The sequence below is a fragment of the Shewanella sp. SR43-8 genome (genome assembly GCF_014163775.1).
Classification (GTDB): Bacteria; Pseudomonadota; Gammaproteobacteria; order Enterobacterales; family Shewanellaceae; genus Shewanella; species Shewanella vesiculosa.
The window spans coordinates 136,818-153,777 of sequence record NZ_JACJDX010000012.1 but is presented as its reverse complement, the minus strand read 5'-3'; the positions used below and the strand labels follow the sequence as shown (position 1 = coordinate 153,777).

Below are 16,960 nucleotides of genomic sequence, written 5' to 3'. Positions count from 1 at the left end.
CAGATTAAGGCTAAAAAACAGTAATTTTAGCCAGTTGAGAAAAAATCACTTCAAAGTCGGCTTTTTTAGTACATTAACCCTAGTAAAGCACAACTAAACTAAGGTAGATTGATTGTTCAAACTGGAAAATATGGAGTCGGGCGTTAATTATGTCTCAAGAATTTAATGTAGTCGTTTTAGGTGCATCGGGCGCAGTGGGTCAAACTATGATTGAGATCCTCGAGCAGCGTAATTTTCCGGTTGCTAAGTTGTTTCCATTAGCGAGCAGTCGCAGTGCTGGCGAAACGGTCAGTTTTCACGGTAAACAAGTTGAAATTCTTGACGTAGAAACGTTTGATTGGACCCAAGCACAAATTGGTTTCTTTTCTGCTGGTGGCGATGTTTCGGCTAAATGGGCGCCTATTGCAGGTGAAGCAGGTTGTGTTGTCATCGATAATACTTCACATTTTAGATATGACGTTGATGTGCCGTTGGTCGTGCCTGAAGTTAATCCAGAAGCGATTGCTGATTTTCGAAATCGCAATATTATCGCCAATCCTAATTGTTCAACCATCCAAATGTTAGTGGCGCTCAAGCCTATTTATGATGCGTTTGGTATTTCACGTATTAACGTGGCGACTTATCAGTCTGTATCGGGTACCGGTAAAAAGGCGATTGATGAGTTAGCCGGTCAATCAGCTAAATTACTGCAAGGTTTGCCTTCAGAGCCGTCGGTTTATCCAAAGCAAATTGCATTTAACGTATTGCCGCAAATCGATGTGTTCATGGAAAACGGCTACACCAAAGAAGAAATGAAAATGGTGTGGGAAACGCAGAAAATTTTTGGTGACGATGAAATTGTCGTTAATCCAACGGCTGTGCGCGTGCCTGTTTTTTATGGTCACTCAGAAGCTATCCACATTGAAACTCGTCAACCTGTTGATGCCGAAGATGTTAAAGCCGTATTACGTAACGCACCTGGCGTAGAATTATTTGACGATGATAGCGAATATCCAACAGCTGTCACTGAAGCCGCTGGTAACGATCCTGTTTACGTTGGTCGTGTTCGTAAAGATATTTCTCATTCTCACGGTATAAATTTATGGGTTACTGCCGATAATATTCGTAAGGGTGCAGCATTAAACAGTGTGCAAATCGCCGAGATTTTGATTAGAGATTATTACTAGTCACGTTTTTATGATCAGTAATGACTTAATCAGTTACGCGATTTAGTTTAAAAAGCCTGCAATGCGCAGGCTTTTTTCGTTTTACTGATCCCAATAGTAGCAGGTGTGGTAAATCTAGTTTATAGTCGTAAACATATCATTTTTAACATCAATAACATTGAAATTGCCTGCGAAATTGGCTCATCATGGATGTGATCAGATATAGTTAACGACCATAATACTAACGATAAAAATTGCCTAAAGCCTGTTGCCAAGTCGGTAACTCAATAGCGCTAAATGGGAAGGATGGGATGACTTTGCGTACTTCATATATTGTAGGTTTGATCGCCTGCACAGCCGTTGGCTTAACCAGTGTACAAATTATTGAGTCGGCACAAGCTGAAACGCTCAAAATTACTGGTCCCAATGGCGAGGTTAAACAACCAGCCAAACGCCAATATGGTCCGACGACGTCAAGAGATACCTTTTGGAGTATTGCGCAAAAAGTCAGACCCAGTGACAAGGTTAGTGTTTATCAAGTGATGGCGGCGTTATTTGATGCTAATCCGCACGCATTTAGCGGTAATAATTACAATACATTAGAGCGAGGAATGATATTACTGATTCCTTCTGCCGATGAGATAGCCGCTATTCCCAATGATGTCGCTAAACGCCGCGCAGAGCAAGATGACAGCCGCATGAGTAGACAAACTCAGCCCCGTCCCGCTAGCAAACCGGTGCAATCTCCTAAAGTGGATATTGCCAAAAAACCTACAGCAACAAAACCACTGCAAATAGCCCCACAACCCCCTGCTGTTGAGGTTCAAACCAAAGCGATTAACCAAGCGAATGTTGTTGAAGTGAGTGAGCTAAACAGCTCGCTAGATAAAGCGAATGCAAAAACATTAATGCTTACCGATGAGTTAGCGCGCTCACAAGATGAGTTAATGGTCAGTAACAATGACAATCAAGCGTTGAAAAACAAAATTGAACAAATGTCATTAAACATTTCGTCGCTTGAAGAAGATTTACAGTTATTACGCGAAAAATTTGATGCCCTAAGTTTAGAAAATAAAAAACTCGTAGATCAAGGCGAGAATGCTGCGCCCGTTATTGAGGAGCCGACTGACTTTTGGCGCAGCTTAATGGACAACACTATGTTGCTGATCTTGGCTGCATCGGTGCCGCTTTTGGCGATATTTGGACTTATATTTTGGTTACTCAGTCGCCGGAGTAAGAAGTCTCAGCAGTCTGAGGCAAATACAGAAGCTCAAGCCGAGAAAGCGCTCGATCCAACACAGGCAGCTGACGACTCTGACGATATAGTGGTTCATTTAGATACTGATGATGAAGAGTCGATTGATGATTTATTGGATTTAGATAGCGTTGATTTACAGCCTGAAGTCCAAATGAGCGGTGATGCTGAGATGGACATGGCTTCAGATATGTTCATTGATGAAAAAGTGCCTGAAGATGAGGGCACTTCTTTAGATGATTTATGGGCTGAAGCCATGGATGATCAAGATTCTGATCTGCCACCGCTTGAAGATGACGATGATCTAGACAGTCTGCTTGCTGGGTTAGATGATGATCCTGATCAATCCCTAGATTCTACCGGGTCAGAGGATGATATAAACAGCTTATTAGCTGAGCTAGATGCTGACGACATTGTAAATAATGACACTGATGCTTTAGATGCAGCTGCCGAAGATGACATTGATTCGTTATTAGCTGAATTTGATATGCCAGCAGAGTCGGTTGCTGCAGCTGCTGCTGTAAAACCTCAGCAATCAACTGCCGAAGATGACATTGACTCTTTATTAGCTGAATTTGATATGCCGGCTGAGTCTGATGATGCTGATAAACCCATTATGGCGGATAGCGCCGAAGATGATATTGATTCGTTATTGGCCGAATTTGATCTGCCAGCTGAGTCTGATGCTGCACCTGCAGCAAGTAAACCCGAAGCGGCCACAGCCGAAGATGATATCGATTCGTTATTGGCTGAATTTGATCTGCCAGCTGAGTCTGATGCTGCGCCTGCACAGAGTAAACCCGAAGCGGCCACCGCCGAAGATGATATCGATTCATTATTGGCTGAATTTGATCTGCCAGCTGAGTCTGATGCTGCGCCTGCAGAGAGTAAACCCGAAGCGGTCAAAGCCGAAGATGATATCGATTCATTATTAGCTGAATTTGATATGCCGGCTGAGCCTGATGCTGCGCCTGCAGAGAGTAAACCCGAAGCGGCCACAGCCGAGGATGATATCGATTCATTGTTAGCTGAATTTGATATGCCTGGCGAGTCTGGTGATACGCCTGCTGAATCGGATGAGACTATATCTGCAGATGACGCTATATCCACAGATGACACCAATGATAATGCTGACGAGCTGCTTGCTGGCTTATCTGCCACCAAAGATGAGAGTGATCAAGACGGTTCGCAAGATAGCGGCGATAACCGTGCTGAAGCAGACGAATTGGCACCTCTTACCAGCGATTCAGTTGACAATGATGATGACATTGCCGCGTTAATTGCTGCTGAGTTACAAGACGATGCAGATGACCAGGATGAACAGAGCAGCGATGAAGATATTGATTCATTATTGGCGAGCTTAAATGAACCGGTTATTGATTCTACATTTGCCGAAGAAGATGATGATTTAGCGGCGCAAATTGCTGCAGAATTAACTGATGAAGATATCACTGATGCTGATGACGATAATGAAACCAGTGATGATGACATCGATGCATTGTTAGCTAGCCTTAATGACCCGGTTATTGAATCTGATAACATTGATAAGGACAATGCTGCGCTACAAGCACAAATTGCCGCTGAGTTAGAGGATGATACCGCTGCTGAAGAACTTGTAGCCGATGATGAATCTATCGATGATGATATTAATGCTCTATTGGCCAGCTTTGAAGAGAAAGCAACCGACGATTCACCTTCTGCCACTGATGCTGAGAGCTCAACATCTGTCGAAGAAGCTCTTGAAGATAATGAATTATTTGACGAGTTTGACCAATATCTTACTGAAACTGAAACCGATTTAGCTTCAACAGACGATGATGTTGAAGATAACCAAGCTCCTGCGGCAGCAGAACCCAAAGTTGATACTGCAATCGACAGCGAAGAGGAAGATAACAGCTGGTTGGAAGCTGAACTTGAGGCGGCATTAGCATCAAGCAGCGCGACTGACCGCGATGTTGATAGCGATACCGAGGTTGAGCCAGAGCCTGCTACTAAAATAGCGGCAGAGACAGATGATGATGGTCTTGAGGCATTGTTGGCTCAAATGGACGATGACGATACGCCGCCATCGGTCGCGCAAAATAAGGCCAATAAAGATTCTGGTTTCTTTAATGATCTTAAATCGAGCAAACCTAAACCTGAGTTATTAGATTGGGAAAGTGATTTACTTAATGCGGTAGAGTCAGCGGCTGATGAAAAAGAAGTCGATGAGCCACAGGTAAGTGATGATGATTTATTGGCAGCATTTTCACAGTCATTAAAAGATGATGACAATGATGATGACTATAGCTCTGAAGACGATTATATCCTTAGCGATAACAACTTAACGGTTGATGAAGCATTAGCGGCACTTGACGAAAAAGAACGTAGCAAATCTTCAGCATATAAAGCCAGTGATGATGACTTAATGCGTTTTGAACGTGAAAACGGCTACATTGATATTGATAAATTGTTGAACGATGCAGATGAAGATGACGATAAAACAGATCAATATAAAGACGTTAGTGTTGATATGGGCTCTGTAAACTCGTTAATCGGCAATCCAGATATGGTTGATGTTGATGATGAAGAAAACTCTGTTAATGCCAAACTTGATTTAGCCAGGGCATACATTGAAATTGAAGATCAAGACAGTGCTCGAGCATTATTAAAAGAAGTGCAAATCGACGGTAATGAACGTCAACAATTAGAAGCTAAGAATTTGATTAACAGTTTCAGTTAACCCACTAAATGAGGTCTCATAGGCTTAAAATACAGGCTTATGTTGACCATATAAAAGCAAACGGCGCAGATACATGCGCCGTTTTTTTGTGATAAACTGCGCGCCATTATTGAGTAGAGGATATAGGCATGCGGGTCGCGTTAGGTGTTGAGTATGATGGTAGTGGGTTTTGTGGGTGGCAGCGCCAACTCGATGTCGATTCAGTGCAAGCCCAGATTGAGAAAGCGTTAAGTTATGTGGCTAACGAGCCTATAACAGTATCGTGTGCTGGACGAACTGACACCGGAGTACATGGTACTGGGCAAGTGGTGCATTTTGACACCAATGTGCAACGTCCAATGACGGCGTGGACACAAGGCGTTAATGCTAATTTACCCAACAGTGTAGCGGTGAGATGGGCAAAAGAAGTTGATGACAGTTTTCATGCCAGATACAGTGCATTGGCCAGACGCTATCGTTATGTTATTTATAATCATAAGCTACGCCCTGGTATTCTCAGTGCCGGAGTGAGTCATTATCACGGCGATATTGATGAAAAATTGATGCATCAAGCTGCGCAACTTTTTGTTGGTGAACACGATTTTACCAGTTTTAGAGCGCTGCATTGCCAATCTAAAACCCCATTTCGTAACGTGCATCAAGTCAATGTGACTCGCCAAGGCATGTACATCATGGTCGATATTCAAGCTAATGCATTTTTACACCACATGGTGCGTAATATTGTGGGTTCATTGTTACAAATCGGTTTAGGTAATCAACCTATCGAGTGGATCTCTGAACTGTTAGCTCTGAAAAATCGCAAGCAAGCTGCTGCGACGGCTAAACCTAATGGATTGTATTTAGTCGATGTGACTTACCCAGAGCAATATCAACTGCCTAAGTTGTCTCTTGGGCCATTGTTTATGCTCGACTAAAGTGATGTTAGTCATTTTTGAGTTGTTAAACCCAGAGTATATTACTGCAACACCTGCTAAGGTTTGCATACGTTAAATGGTATTGAATTATGTCAATCGCGTCTGAAATTACTGTTCCTAATCAACAATCAAGCTTAAATCAATGGCTGGATTATTTACTGGCTATTCATCCTAGTGAAATTGATATGGGATTAACTCGAGTGAGCGCTGTTGCTAGGCGTCTTGAGGTGATTGATTTGGCTCCTGCTAAAGTGATTACTGTAGCCGGTACCAATGGTAAAGGCACCACCTGCGCCATGCTCGCGTCGATTTTACGCCAAGCTGATTTGTCGGTGGGTGTTTACAGCTCACCGCATTTACTGCACTACAATGAACGAGTACAGATTAATCAGCAAGACGCCAGTGATGCCTCTCTTATTGAAGCCTTTTGTGCCATTGAGGCCGCTCGTGGTGATATTTCATTAACCTTTTTTGAATATGCTACCTTAGCCGGTTTATATTTATTTAAAGCTGCTAAAGTCGATGTGATTATTCTTGAAGTGGGCTTAGGGGGCAGGTTAGATGCCACCAATATGATTGATTCCACCGCCACGATCCTTACCTCTATTGATCTTGATCATCAAGAATATTTAGGTGATACCCGTGAACTGGTTGGCAGAGAAAAAGCCGGTGTGTTTCGCCCCGATTGCCTGGCCATTGTTGGTGAACCCGATTTGCCGATGAGCGTCACTGAATATGCGCATCAAATAGGGACTACACTTTATCGTGTTGGTCATGAGTTTGATTACCATAAAGACCAGAGCCATTCAGACCAATGGCATTTTACATCGATGCAACAAACATATTCAGGGCTGAGTGTACCAAAGCTACCACTGGCCAATGCGGCGAGTGTTGTAGCCTTGCTAAGCCATATTTGGCCGCACATTAGTCAGCAGCAGATTAACCAAGGTTTGCAGCAAGCTCAACTCGCTGGACGATTAGAGCAAGTCAGTGAGCAACCATTAGTACTCTTAGATGTGGCACATAATCCCCATGCGGCCAGATATTTAGCCCAGCAATTGCAGGCGTATCAAGGTCGTCGTATTGTAGCCTTGTGTGGCATGCTTAAAGATAAAGATATTACGTCAGTATTAGCGACATTAGCCGAGCAAATTAGTCACTGGAACTTCGTCAGTTTAGATATTCCACGTGGCGCATCAGCGCAAGCTCTGCGTCAAGCATTGCCTAATGATGCATGCCGTGACCGTGCCAGTGAGTTTGTTGATATCAGCAGTGCATGGCACGCGATCCAAACGACAGTGAAAGCCGATGATGTGGTCATTGTATTTGGCTCTTTTTATACTGTCGCAGGGTTTAAATTGTTATAAACACTATTTGTTTAAGACGTCGTTTTTAGAAATCATCATAAACGTCATTTGGTTAAAGAAGGGAATTAGCTTTGAATCGTCAATTTCAAAATCGTTTGGTAGGAACCATAGTACTCGTGGCCTTGGGAGTGATTTTTTTACCTGATTTATTAGACGGTAAAAAAGCTCAGGTTGTTGAGGAATTCACTGAAATTCCTTTACGACCAGCTAGATTAACAGCTCCAAATCGCCCTAATTCTGCTGAAAAAGTAGAAGAGTTCCAAGTATTAACGATTGCAGAACCACAAGACCTTAGCAACGATATTGTGGCATTAGGTGAAGAGGAAGCAACCAAAGAACCAGCTAAAGAAGTGGCTCAAGTAGTTGAAAAGCCTGCTGTGGTTAAAACGGTCAAAAAACCTCAAGTCCAGGTAGCGAATAAAACCTCTGCACCGATTACCGCAGGCTTTACGCTGCAGTTAGGCGGTTTTAATAATATTACTAATGTAAAAGCGTTGATTATTCAACTGCGTAAAGCCGGATTTACGGCTTACACACTGCCTAAAACACCTGTCGAGGGGAAACTCACCCGAGTGTTCGTTGGCCCTGAAGTATCAGAAGATAAACTTAAAGCTCGTCAGCAACCTATATTCAAATTAACCGGATTAAAAGGCAAAATCGTTGCCTATAATCCACAAGAACAATAACCTATTCAGACGGTATTTTGCTTGGGTGATTAATATTTACAATTTGATTGTTCTTAATCACGCAAGAATAATTTGTACAATCAGAGGTGAGAAACATCTCTGTCTCTGTTAGAATCCCGCCGTCTTGAACCCTATACCGGATCCCCATCTTCATGGTTTGGATTGATTACGCAATTATTATCGTCATCGGGTTATCAACTGTAATCAGTTTGATCCGCGGATTTGCCAAAGAAGCCATGTCTCTTGTGGTTTGGTTTGCTGCATTCTTTATCGCTAGCCAGTTTTACCTCGATCTTGCTGCTCATTTAACCCAAATGCAGGACGAGTTAGTCAGAAACGGTGTGGCGATTGCTATTCTTTTTATCATTACCCTGATCTTAGGGGCACTCGTTAATTATTTACTCGGCCAGCTAGTGGCCAAAACAGGCTTATCGGGCACAGACCGAGTGTTAGGCCTGTGTTTTGGTGCCATTCGTGGCGCGTTGATCGTTAGTGCTTTACTGTTTTTCATGGATGCGTTTACAGCATTTCCAGATTCTAAATGGTGGCACGATTCTGTACTTGTACCTGAATTTGGTGTGGTTATTCAGTGGTTTTTTAACTATCTGGAAAACACGTCAAGCTTTGTACCCCAAATATAAACATAAAACACTTTACAGTGAGGAACCTTACCCATGTGTGGTATCGTCGGAATAGTAGGAAAATCAACAGTTAATCAGACCATTTATGATGCGCTAACTGTGCTTCAACATCGTGGTCAAGACGCAGCAGGTATTGTGACTGTTGACATGAATGCGTTTCGTTTACGTAAAGCAAACGGCTTAGTCAAAGATGTGTTTGAGCCTAAACATATGCAGCGTTTACAAGGCAATGCCGGTATTGGACATGTTCGTTATCCTACTGCTGGTAGCTCGAGTGCATCAGAAGCTCAACCGTTTTATGTTAACTCGCCATTTGGTATTTCGTTAGCACATAACGGTAACTTGACTAATACGATTGAACTGGCTGAAAGCCTAGTGACAAAGCGTCGTCATGTTAATACTACTTCTGACTCCGAAATCTTGTTAAACCTGTTAGCCGATGAGTTACAAGAAACGCGCAGTTTAACCTTAAGTGCTGATGAAGTGTTTGATGCTGTTGCCAAAGTGCATGCGCAAACCCGCGGTGCTTACGCTGTAGTGGCCATGATCATCGGTCAAGGTTTAGTTGCATTTCGTGACCCATTTGGTATCCGTCCATTGGTACTTGGTAAACATGAAACGCCTACCGGCACTGAATATATGGTTGCTTCAGAAAGTGTTGCTTTAGACGCAGTTGGCTTTGAAGTGATGCGTGACGTGGCACCTGGCGAAGCTATTTATATTTCACTTGATGGGCAATTATTTACCCGTCAATGTGCTGCAGACCCAAGCTATGCTCCGTGTATTTTTGAATTCGTGTATTTTGCACGTCCTGATTCGAGCATTGATAAAGTGTCTGTTTATGCTAGCCGTGTAAACATGGGTGCTAAGTTGGGCGAAAAGATTAAGAAAGAATGGGAAGATCATGACATTGATGTGGTGATTCCTATTCCTGAAACCTCGTGTGATATTGCCTTAGAAATTGCCCGTTGCATGGATCTACCGTATCGCCAAGGTTTTGTTAAAAACCGCTATATTGGTCGTACGTTTATCATGCCTGGTCAGCAAGAACGTAAAAAATCAGTTCGTCGTAAATTGAATGCGATTAACACTGAATTTAAAGGCAAAAACGTACTATTAGTTGATGACTCAATAGTACGTGGTACTACGTCTGAGCAGATCATTGAAATGGCGCGTGAAGCTGGAGCAAAGAAAGTGTACTTTGCATCAGCAGCTCCTGAAATCCGTTTCCCGAATGTCTATGGTATTGATATGCCGACCTCAAATGAGCTTATTGCTCATGGTCGTGATGCTGACGAAATTGCTAAAATCATTGGTGCCGATGGCATTATTTTCCAAGACTTAAGCGACTTAATTGAAGCCGTAAGAATGGAAAATCCAGAGATTAAGCGTTTTGAAACATCAGTGTTTGATGGTCATTACATTACTAATGACGTTGACCAAGCTTACTTGGACCATTTAACACAATTACGTAATGATGATGCCAAAGCTAACCGCTCAAAAGACATTGGAACTAACTTAGAAATGCACAACGAGTGTCATCCATAAGCTAGCCAGGTTTTCATAACCATAAAAAACCAGCATGAAAAATGCTGGTTTTTTTATGTCCGCTTTAAACACTCGATAACAAGGGATAACAAGATAGATATCTCGATACTAGGTCGCTTTGCGGCTAGAGGCTATAAAAGCGATAAAGAACGATAGCAAGCGAGCGCTGAGCAAATGCCTAGATGCTAGGTCGCTTCGCGGCTAGAGGCTGTAAGAGCGATAAAGATCGATGACAAGTGATAACCTGAGAATATAAACGCATCGGATTTAAGGGCTCGCTTTCAAATATGACCATCCAGCAATATTGTCTACGCCTTCAATCAGATAGCGATTGCTATCACCGCAACCAGATATGATTATTACAGCATCAATCAGATATCGATTGCTTTCATCATCAAACGAATATGTCTGCTACACCTTCAATCAGATATCGATTACTTTCATCGTCAAACGAATATGTCTGCTACTCCTTCAATCAGATAGCGATTGCTTTTATCGTCAACCAGATATGATTCCTTTTACCGTCATCCCGGTAATGCTTTTGAGCCGGGATCCAGCGTCTAAAATAGCGCCGTACACTCGGAGGTCGACGTCCGTTCTTTACGCTCGACTTGTGCTTTAATTGCTAGATAATCTTGCAACGCCTGTGATGCTTTTTGCGGATTCGACAGGGTTATTTTTTGATAGTGAGTCAGCACTTTGTGTAAATATCGTATAGCAATATTGCGCTCGTGGTCATTGTTACATTGCCAAAATTTATCGCCCACAGCGCTAATCTTAGTGGTAGAACTATCACTTTCACTATCACCTGCTATTCGTGATGATGGACTGTCACGCCTCACATAGATAATTTCATAAAAGCGGCGATTTTCTTCAATCAGTTTTTCATCAATTAAACGGCAATCAAGTTCAATGAGTTGTTGGCGAAGTTCGTACTGGTGATGGACCGGACACAAGATAAAATCAATTTGACGGTTAGGGTGCAATTGGCAAAGTGTATTCACTAACTCGATCATCAAATCTCCGCCAATACCAGCAATGATCACTAATGGGGTTTGCTCGTCTTGCTCCAGAGGTATCGCTGACACATCGACACAATGTACTTGCCATTGATTGGCAGTTTGCAATGGGTAAAAAAGTTCAAGCTTAGCGGTTAGCTGCTGCATTAATGCCGGCACAATATCGACAAAATGGATCGTGTTTGCTGCATGCCTATCAAGTAATGCCGCACCAAGAAATCCATGGTCGCAACAACAATCCCAAATATGGCTATAACCCACGGGGATCATACTGTTGATTTGTGCTAAACGCTGGCCGAGTTTCATCTGTTCATCGTATTTGGGATTTAAGCTGCGTATTGTAATATTTTGACGATATAAGTGGTGAATTATTTCGTATTTGCAGCTTGGCGTATTTAGCGCTAATCTATACTGTAAATTTATACAGTTAAGCGGTGCAATCGAGTTTTATCTAATTGAACTTTAGCGCCCTAATAATGGATTATGATTCTATATATTGCTGAAAAACCCAGTCTCGGTCGTGCTATTGCCGATGTTCTGCCAAAACCACATAAAAAAGGTGATGGCTTTATCACTGCCGCCAATGGTGATTGCGTGTCATGGTGTATTGGCCATTTATTGGAGCAAGCCGAACCTGATGCTTACGATGATGCATTTAAATCATGGAAGCTCGAACATTTGCCCATAGTGCCACAAACGTGGAAGCTCATGCCTAAAACCAAAACTCGCAGTCAACTTACTGTGTTGCGTAAACTGGTTAAGCAAGCCTCAGCAATCATTAATGCTGGCGATCCAGACCGTGAAGGGCAGTTGCTGGTGGATGAAGTGATTGTTTATTTAGGCGTCAAGGGTGACAAGCTCAATCAAGTTCAGCGACTATTAATTAGTGATTTAAATCCACAAGCAGTCAAACGTGCGTTAGGGCAGTTACGCAGTAATCGTGAGTTTATTCCTTTATCGACTTCTGCATTAGCCCGCAGCCGCGCTGATTGGCTATATGGCATGAACATGACTCGTGCTTATACCATTCAAGGGCGCAAAGTGGGTTACCAAGGTGTGTTGTCTGTTGGCCGAGTGCAAACGCCTTTGCTTGGCTTAGTGGTGCGCCGCGATGATGAGATTGCCAATTTCAAGCCAAAGTCTTTTTATGAAGTGCTGGCCCATCTGGTTACCGAGCAGCAACAAACCTTTACCGCCAAATGGCAACCGAGTGAAGCCTGCCAACCCTACATGGATGAAGATGGCAGAGTGTTAGCCAAAGGCTTAGCTGAAAATGTCGTTGCTCGTATTAATGGTCAACCAGCGCAAGTGACTAAACTTGAAGCCAAAGATAAGCGCCAAAACCCACCATTACCCTACAGCTTATCAGCATTGCAAATAGACGCAGCTAAACGTTTTGGCCTCTCAGCAAAAGAGGTACTTGATACTTGCCAAAGTTTGTATGAGCGTCATAAATTAATTACCTATCCGCGTTCAGACAGTCGCTATTTACCTAAAGATCAACATGCTTTGGCAACAAAAGTATTGGACGCGGTACTCAAAGGTGCTGCTGCATTAGTTGATGGTTGTGATGCTCCAAATCCCAAGCTTAAGTCTAAAGCTTGGGATGACAGTAAAGTCGATGCTCACCATGCCATTATACCCACAGAGAAAGTTGCTAATTTTTCATCGTTATCCAGTAACGAAGCCAAGTTATATCAACACGTTGCGAGGCAGTATTTAGCCCAGTTTTACCCAGCTTATATGTATGCTGAAACCGCTGTGGAAGTGACTATTGCTGGAGGCTTGTTTACCACTAAAGCGCGTCGAGACAAAAGCTTAGGCTGGAAACAACTGTATAAGCGGGCGACCACAGTAAATCAAGCGAGTTCTGATTCTAGTTCAACTAGCAGCGATGACGATAACGACGACACGGTACAATCATTACCGCCGCTGGTTAAAGGGCAAATACTCCAATGTGAGCGTGGTGAATTACTAGAAAAAATGACTCAAGCGCCGAAGCATTTTACCGACGCGACATTATTAGGCGCGATGACTGGCATTAGCCGTTATGTGACAAACAGCGATATTAAGAAAATTCTTAAAGAAACTGATGGCTTAGGCACTGAAGCGACTCGTGCTGGGATTATTGAATTACTGTTTAAGCGCGGTTATTTAGTTCGCCAAGGTAAATCAATACTGGCCACACCTGTGGGTGTTGGTTTGATCCGCAGTTTACCTGAATCTGCAACCACACCAGACATGACCGCATTATGGGAAAACAGCCTCGATGCCATCAGTCAAAAAAGGCTTAAGTATGATGCATTTATGCAGCCATTACTCAGCCAATTAGATAACCTAATTACCCAAGCATCGAGTCAGTTACCTTCTGCATTACAAGGTGTTGCCAGCAGTGCACCAAAGCGCAGCTTTAAAAAGCCATATAAAAAGAAAACTAAAGCGAAAAATTAACAGGGTGGCAAGCGATGAAAATTGTTAAGAGGGATGATGACAGGCAAACTTACCCAGGCTAGTCGCCTTGGCCAGACTAGGTTGGTGACGACATGTTTTAAAACAGTCAGGTGTCAAAGAAAGATTATTGCCAGTAACCTATTCACATCTTCTCAGAAGTAGAGGGCAAGCTTGAGTAGGCAAAATACAAGTTTGAAGAGCAATGAACACGATACAGCAAGATGATGCTAACCAGGCTGATTTTATGTTTTATGAAATCTGGCCGAGCCGTGAATTATGCCAAGTCTCTATGCAGACTTAGTATTAAGCTGATTATGTAGCAATGGCAGAGGGGCGATAATTGAATCTACGCTAATGAAATGGCCGTTTTCGTGAATAATCGTCAGTGTGATCAACTGAAGTGATTTTAATCGCAAAGTAGAACCAAAATGTTCTACTTTTTTTGTCGATTTTTTTAAGACTCCTGTGAGACACTCAGAAGATAAACTCTGGTGAAGAATCAGTATTAATAGACAGGGATAATCGCCACAATGGAAATTCGGTTTACTCAGCTGCAATGCCGTTCGTCTAGTGTCACCATGAACATTGAAGATTGGCTTATTGAATCACAACAATCTTGGGGCGTGTTTAGTACCGAAGGTGATTTAGGCGCCATATTGGGCCAGTTATTGACTCAGCAAGCACAAGATAACGCTTTGGCCTATTCAGGCATACTATCGGGTGTTGACTACTCGCAGGTCGCTTTGGTGTCACTGCATGAACAGCAGCTGTTACTCGAACAGATTCTTGAGCAAGATGACAGCGAGGCTTTAGGCTACATCGACCCTAATACTAGCGTTTATGGGGTGATCTTTACCCAATGTGATGATCACGCACTGACAAAGCGCTTATTAGAACAGCTGGATCTCACTCGGTTAAGCGATAGCCAGTTTACTCAGCTTTCTACCGGTGAAAGTCGCCGGGTCATGCTGGCCCGTGCTGTGGCAACCCAAGTGCCATTTTTAGTCCTCGACGAACCTTATGCAGGGCTTGATGTGGGCCATCGACAAGCGTTAAGTCAATATTTACAGCTTTTGTCGCAAACGGTACAAATGCTGGTGGTCGTGTCACGTGAAGAAGATATGCCTGACTGGATTGAGCATGTTGCGATGTTTAATCATGGCGCGTTAGACAGCGTAATGGCTAAGACTGAGTGGGATAATCATCCGCTAATTAGTCAGCTTACGGCGCAATCAGGCCAACAAAGTGAAGATATGTTGGCGCTTATTCGTCGTCACAGACATAAGCCATTATTCGCCAATCCGGTCTTTCAGTTACACAATGGCCGAGTAGCTTACAGTGACAAAGTGATTTTCTCTGGGGTTAATTGGCGCATCGATAATGGCGTACATTGGCAAGTTAAAGGCCCAAATGGTTGTGGTAAAAGTACTTTGCTAGGGCTTATTTTTGGTGATCATCCACAATGTTACAGTAACGACATTGATATTTTTGGTAAAAAAAGAGGCTCAGGCGAGAGTATTTGGGAGATAAAAAAGCATATCGGCATGGTGTCATCAGCGTTGCATTTACAGTACAGAGTTAATTGCAGTGCCTTGGATGTGATTGTATCGGGCTTTTATGACTCGATTGGTTTGTATCAACAACCGACAGCGCAACAGTTAGCTATCGCATCCGAATGGTTAGCCATTTTACACATGAGCCAGTTGAGTAAAACGGCCTTTAGGCAATTAGAATATGGCCAGCAACGCTTGTTGCTCATTGCTCGCGCTATTGTGAAACAGCCCACGTTGTTGATCCTTGACGAGCCTTACCAAGGCTTAGATTACCTAGGCCGAAGATTGATTAAAAATGCCCTTGAACTCATCGCTAAAGAGCACTTGAGCCAATTGTTGTATGTGTCACATTATCAAGAAGATAGCCTTGATAGTATTCAGCACTTTATTGAGTTTGTCGCCGACGAACATCAAGGCGGCTATCGTGCTGTGGTAACTGAAAGCTAATTACTGCATGGCTATTGTTTAAGGCGATGACGCTTATCTAAACAGCTAACATTTGTTGGCTGTTTTTCTTTTTCTGCTTAATGGCAAAACACACTGGATAACCTTGCCATCATGGCACTGTATGCGGCAGCTAAAGTCGCTAGGCGGATTAAGAGTCTGAATGACTTAATACCCGCAGTATATCGCTTCTTTGGGCAGCTTGGTCGAATAGCCTAATCGAACTTTAGTTAGTGATAAAGCTTGAAAACCCCATGTTTTGGCACCATAACCGTCTTATAGTGTATTTACTCAATTTTTTAATATTGTTTTGCTGTTTTATATTGTTCGTATCAAGTCTATTGAGCCAGATTGTAGGTTAATCGATAACATTACGACATGTCGTTTCACTGCTAACTCTTTCTCTGAGTGTTTAAAATTAATATGGAGTCTGACATGACCAACGCTATTATTACTGATTTAGAAAAACGTTACACCGCCAAACGTTATGATGCGACTAAGCGCGTATCACAACAAGATTTAGCCATCATTTATGACGCAATGGTGTTATCACCTTCATCTATTAACTCTCAACCATGGAAATTTATCGTGATTGAAAGTGATCAAGCCAAACAACGCCTACATGACTCTTATGCTAATAAGTTTCAGTTTAACCAACCGCATGCTAAAGCGGCTTCACATACCATATTGTTTGCATATAACCCTAAGTATACCCGTGAAGATTATGCCAAAGTGGTTGATCAAGGCATTATCGATGGCCGTACTAAGCCTAAAGATCGCGAAGCTGCATTTGGTGGATACGCATTTGTTGACTTAAACACTGATGAAGCGGGCAACAATGCGGCATGGACTAAGTCACAAACCTATTTAGCATTAGGTAATACTATGCATGTTTTAGCTCGCCTTGGTATTGATTCTACGCCGATGGAAGGCGTAGACAGTGAGTTGCTAGGTGAAATTTTTGCTGAAGAACTTGGCGGTTATGTGTGTGAAGTTGCATTAGCATTTGGTTATCATCATTCGGATGAAGACTATAACGCTAAGTTACCTAAATCTCGTTTGGCTAAAGAGCAAGTATTACAGGTCGTATAAATAGGCTTTGATATTGATTTTATTCGTTTCAATGTCGAATAAACCTTGGTTAGAAAATATTAACGTTGTAGCGCTTCGCCCACAGAGGATCAACAAGGGGAACACTGCTTGCCCTTGTTGATA

The 16,960-nt window shown here is 42.7% G+C and carries 11 protein-coding genes; 10 read left to right on the top strand and 1 reads right to left on the bottom strand.

Annotation, left to right across the window (positions count from 1 at the left end):
* Positions 1–149 precede the first annotated feature (149 nt).
* From H5114_RS16360 to purF, 7 genes are all read left to right on the top strand, one after another.
* A complete protein-coding gene (locus tag H5114_RS16360) occupies positions 150–1,166 on the top strand; it encodes an aspartate-semialdehyde dehydrogenase (RefSeq protein ID WP_124016162.1) in 1,017 nt (338 codons plus the stop codon).
* A 290-nt stretch (positions 1,167–1,456) separates the two neighbouring features.
* Complete coding sequence (locus H5114_RS16355; RefSeq protein ID WP_182723488.1) at positions 1,457–5,122, top strand: FimV/HubP family polar landmark protein; 3,666 nt, start codon at positions 1,457–1,459, stop codon at positions 5,120–5,122.
* 128 nt (positions 5,123–5,250) lie between these two features.
* Entirely contained in the window at positions 5,251–6,036 is a 786-nt protein-coding gene (gene truA / locus H5114_RS16350; RefSeq protein ID WP_182698500.1) for a tRNA pseudouridine(38-40) synthase TruA, read from the top strand.
* A gap of 89 nt (positions 6,037–6,125) precedes the next feature.
* Complete coding sequence (folC, locus tag H5114_RS16345; protein ID WP_182723487.1) at positions 6,126–7,403, top strand: bifunctional tetrahydrofolate synthase/dihydrofolate synthase; 1,278 nt, start codon at positions 6,126–6,128, stop codon at positions 7,401–7,403.
* Between the two features lie 71 nt (positions 7,404–7,474).
* Positions 7,475–8,089, top strand: coding sequence for an SPOR domain-containing protein (locus tag H5114_RS16340; protein WP_124016158.1), 615 nt, complete (start codon positions 7,475–7,477; stop codon positions 8,087–8,089).
* A gap of 152 nt (positions 8,090–8,241) precedes the next feature.
* The gene (locus H5114_RS16335) at positions 8,242–8,730 is read left to right on the top strand and encodes a CvpA family protein (protein ID WP_124016157.1); all 489 of its coding nucleotides are present in this window, start codon (positions 8,242–8,244) and stop codon (positions 8,728–8,730) included.
* 33 nt (positions 8,731–8,763) lie between these two features.
* The gene (purF, locus tag H5114_RS16330) at positions 8,764–10,278 is read left to right on the top strand and encodes an amidophosphoribosyltransferase (protein WP_124016156.1); all 1,515 of its coding nucleotides are present in this window, start codon (positions 8,764–8,766) and stop codon (positions 10,276–10,278) included.
* A gap of 560 nt (positions 10,279–10,838) precedes the next feature.
* Here the strand turns inward: purF and H5114_RS16325 are convergent.
* On the bottom strand, positions 10,839–11,603 hold the full coding sequence (locus tag H5114_RS16325) for a tRNA (adenine(22)-N(1))-methyltransferase TrmK (RefSeq protein WP_182723486.1): 765 nt from the start codon (positions 11,601–11,603) through the stop codon (positions 10,839–10,841).
* Positions 11,604–11,780: 177 nt separating this feature from the next.
* On the opposite strand from H5114_RS16325, the gene H5114_RS16320 reads away from it, so the two are divergent.
* From H5114_RS16320 to H5114_RS16310, 3 genes are all read left to right on the top strand, one after another.
* On the top strand, positions 11,781–13,748 hold the full coding sequence (locus tag H5114_RS16320) for a DNA topoisomerase III (RefSeq protein WP_182723485.1): 1,968 nt from the start codon (positions 11,781–11,783) through the stop codon (positions 13,746–13,748).
* A 530-nt stretch (positions 13,749–14,278) separates the two neighbouring features.
* Entirely contained in the window at positions 14,279–15,748 is a 1,470-nt protein-coding gene (locus H5114_RS16315) for an ATP-binding cassette domain-containing protein (protein ID WP_182723484.1), read from the top strand.
* Between the two features lie 432 nt (positions 15,749–16,180).
* On the top strand, positions 16,181–16,837 hold the full coding sequence (locus H5114_RS16310; RefSeq protein WP_182723483.1) for a nitroreductase family protein: 657 nt from the start codon (positions 16,181–16,183) through the stop codon (positions 16,835–16,837).
* Positions 16,838–16,960 lie beyond the last annotated feature (123 nt).